The organism is Aquimarina longa SW024, from assembly GCF_001401755.1.
GTDB classification, from domain to species: Bacteria; Bacteroidota; Bacteroidia; order Flavobacteriales; family Flavobacteriaceae; genus Aquimarina; species Aquimarina longa.
Window position 1 is genome coordinate 1 of record NZ_AVQK01000075.1, and the last position, 3274, is coordinate 3274.

Here is a 3274-nt window from a genome sequence, read left to right on the forward strand (position 1 = left end):
CATTACAATATTCGGATTATGCATTATGGCAGCGTTCGTATGTAGAAGGTATTGTTTTAGAGGGAGAGTTATTGTATTGGGAAGATCAATTAAGCGGAGTTTCTTCTTTGTCTTTACCGATGGACTATGCTCGTCCTTCTATTCAGAGTACATCAGGATCTAATGTAGGTCTTAGATTAGATAAAGAACTGAGTAGTGCTTTGGTTTCTTTGAGTAAGCAAGAAGGGGTTACGTTATTTATGTTATTGCTATCAGGCTTTAAGGTTTTGTTATCACGATATAGTGGTCAAGGAGATATTTGTGTTGGTACTTCTATAGCGAATCGTACACAATCAGATATTGAAGGTATGATTGGTTTTTTTGTCAACACGTTGGCCTTACGTAGTGATTTAAGTGGTAATCCAAGTTTTAGAGTTATTTTAGATCGAGTAAAGGAGACGACCTTAGGCGGTTATGATCATCAGTTATCTCCTTTTGAGAAGGTTGTAGATCGAGTTGTAAAGGCACGCGATATGAGTATTACGCCTTTGTTTCAGGTGATGTTTGATTTGCAGAACACACCTGAAGAAGGATCAGTTGCTTTGGATGGTTTGGTATTATCACCTTATGTTTATGAAGGTAGTACGTCACAATTTGATTTAAGTTTAACAGTAGACTATTCAGATGGTATTCTTCATTTAGATATGGAATATTGTACGGCATTGTTTGATCGGAGTAGGATCGAACGGATGTTAGTTCATTACCAGACGTTATTGGCAAGTATTGTTTGTGATCCATCTACTGTTATAGGTTCTTTAGATATTTTACCGATATCAGAAGAAGATATATTATTAGGTAGGGTTGCTAGTTCGGATGGATCTTATTTCAATCCTGGCTCTATTGATTTAGGGAATAGTCTTCCTATTAATGTTCATTTTGAGGATATTGTTTCTCGTTACGGCGATGCTGTTGCTTTGATTCATAAAGAAGTATCTTGGAATTATGAAGAGTTGAATAGTTATTCGAATCAGATTGCTCATTTGCTATTAGATTTAGGAGTTTTAGAAGAGCAATGTGTAGGTGTTTATTTAGAGCGTAGTGTAGAATTTGTAGGCTGTATGTTAGGTATTATCAAATCAGGAGGAGTTTATACTCCTTTAGATACACAAAACCCTTCATCCCGTATAGAGAAAATGTTATCTAAAGGCACTTTTTCAGTTTTGATCACTACCTCTTGTTTGTTAGAGGAATTAGGTATGATCACTAATACTTTAGTAGTGATTATAGATGAGGAGTCAGACGCTTTGTTAGACCGTTATGAAGGTTTAGGATTATCGATTTATAATAAGTTTTCTATAAGTAGTCAAAAGACTAGTAATCCACCGAATACAAATTTGATGGATAGTTGGGCATATGTTTTATACACTTCAGGCTCTACAGGAGAGCCAAAGGGAGCTATTACGCGTCATAATGGTGCTATGAATCATTTATTAGCGGAGTACAAGTTGTTGGATTTACCAGATGGTTTTCGATTTTTACAGAGTGCAGGAATAGGCTCTGATATTTCTGTTTGGCAGTTACTAGGTCCATTATTAAAAGGTGGAGTTAGTGTTATTGTGGATAAGTATGAATTATTAGAGTACGGAGTTTTATTAGATAGGATAGAGAGTAGTGAAGTTAGCATTGTAGAATTTGTACCTACGTATATGTGGGGTCTATTATCTTATATACAGGAGAGTAATGATAGAATTAGTTTAGATAGTCTTCAATGGATTATGTTGGTAGGAGAGTCTATCCCTGTAGATTTGGTTAACAGTTTACGAGAATTATATCCATCTATCAGGTTATTAAATGCTTATGGTCCATGTGAGGCCTCAGATGATGTTATTCAGTATGAGATTGTTGAATCTTTACCATCGGATCAGTTACGAGTTCCTATTGGTCGTGTTATTCCTAATATGAATGTTGCTATTTTAGATAGTTTTGGTAATTTATGTCCTATCGGTGTTAGTGGCGAGTTATGTGTTAGTGGAGTAGGAGTAGGAGCGGGCTATTTAGGATTACCAGAACGTACAGCTTTGAGTTTTGTAGATAATCCGTTTACGGATTTATTAGGTTCTGTTTTATACAAGACGGGAGATTTGGCTCGTTGGTTACCATATGGGGATATAGAATTTTTAGGAAGAGAAGATCATCAGGTAAAGATTCGAGGTCATCGAGTAGAGTTAGAGGATATCGCAAGTGTTTTACGCTCCGATGTAAATGTAGAGGATTGTCATGTTTTGGTACATCAATCAGATCAAGGGGATGATTTAATTTTATGTTTTATTATTTTAAGTAGTGAGGGTCTTTTATATTCTTCAGAGGTTCCTATTACAGAGTTTTTCCATTCTCTTAGCAAGTCAGAATTGCCATCTTATATGCACCCTTCACAGTATTGTATAGTAGAGGAATTTCCATTGAACTTGAGTGATAAGGTAGATGGTAAGGCATTGTTATCGTTGTATGTTTCAGAGTATTGGGCAAGTAGTGATTCTCGTGCTAGTATTTATGTATCGGCAAGTAGTGTTATAGAGAAACAATTAGTTGCTATTTGGGAGGAATTATTAGGTATAGATCGTGTTGGTTTATATGATGATTTCTTTGAATTGGGTGGTCATTCGTTATTGGCGACTCGAGTAGTTTCTATGATTCGTCGTGATATGAAGATTGAGATTAGTATTCGGGATTTGTTTATACATACGAGGCTCTATGATTTAGGGGTTTATTTATCGAGTCAATCAAAGGGAGTTGTATTGCCTGTTATTGTTAGTGAGGAACGACCATCAAAGATTCCGTTATCGTTTAGCCAGGAACGTTTATGGTTTTTGGATCAGTTACAAGGGAGTGTAGATTACCATATGCCAGCAGCCTTACGCTTAGAGGGTAATTTGGATTTTTCTATTTTAGAAGCTTCTTTACGAGGTATAGTTGATCGTCATGAGGTATTGCGTACTGTGATTTATTCAGAAGAAGGTATTGGGTATCAGAAAACACTTTCATCAGATAATTGGAGTTTAGGTAGGGAATCATTAGATTTAGAAGTAGATATAGAAACTAGGATAACTTCTTTTTTAGAAAATCCATTTGATTTATCGAGAGATTACATGTTCCGAGCATGTTTATATGATTTAGGTGAGGATGATTATATTTTAGCTTTTGTTTTCCATCATATTTCTAGTGATGGATGGTCCGAGGGTATTTTAATTTCAGAGTTTGTAGAGTTGTATAGGGCTTTATCGTTGGGTGAAGAAGC

General features: G+C 35.8%; 1 protein-coding gene. It reads left to right on the forward strand.

Annotated features, from left to right (window positions below; translation table 11 throughout):
• Positions 1–3274: non-ribosomal peptide synthetase (locus N456_RS08840; RefSeq protein WP_148639263.1), on the forward strand; the 3274-nt coding region annotated here is incomplete at both ends.